We start from the raw sequence: 572 nt of genomic DNA on the forward strand, positions 1-572 counted from the left end.
CTAACGGGCAGTATTGCGGAGGAGTCAGTAGGTAGTAAAAGGAAATATTCCGCTACTTCTCGAATTTATACTAAGAGCTAAAACTAACTGATAGAAGGTGAGAATATGGATGATTTTCGATATCCTATTGGGAAATTCGAACAAATAGAGAATCCAACCTCTGAACAATGTAATAAATGGATTGAAGACATTTCGGAAACAGGAAAGATCCTTCGGTTGGCAGTAGAAAATTTAACTATAGAACAACTACTTACCCAATATCGTCCAGGCGGTTGGACAGTCCAACAGGTAATTCACCATTTGGCCGATAATGATATGAGCGCCTATATACGTTTCAAGAAAGCACTAACTGAGGATAGCCCCGCAGCAAGTTCATATGGAGAAGATTTGTGGGCGGAACTAAGCGATTATCGAACACCTATTGAAACTTCCCTGAGTCTCCTCGAATCAATACACATTCGATTTGTAGCCATACTCCGTGCATTACATCCGTCTGATTTTAAAAAGACATTTACGAGTCCCACCCACGGAGTAATGAGTCTTAATGTTGCGATTCAAAGATATGTTTGGCA

The 572-nt window shown here is 40.2% G+C and carries 1 protein-coding gene; it reads left to right on the forward strand.

What is annotated here, in order from left to right; all coding sequences use genetic code 11:
• Positions 1-105: 105 nt before the first annotated feature.
• Positions 106-572: YfiT family bacillithiol transferase (locus HI950_RS35440; RefSeq protein WP_187768231.1), on the forward strand; the 467-nt coding region annotated here is incomplete at its 3' end.

The sequence above is a fragment of the Paenibacillus sp. PL91 genome (genome assembly GCF_012935325.2).
Classification (GTDB): domain Bacteria; phylum Bacillota; class Bacilli; order Paenibacillales; family Paenibacillaceae; genus Pristimantibacillus.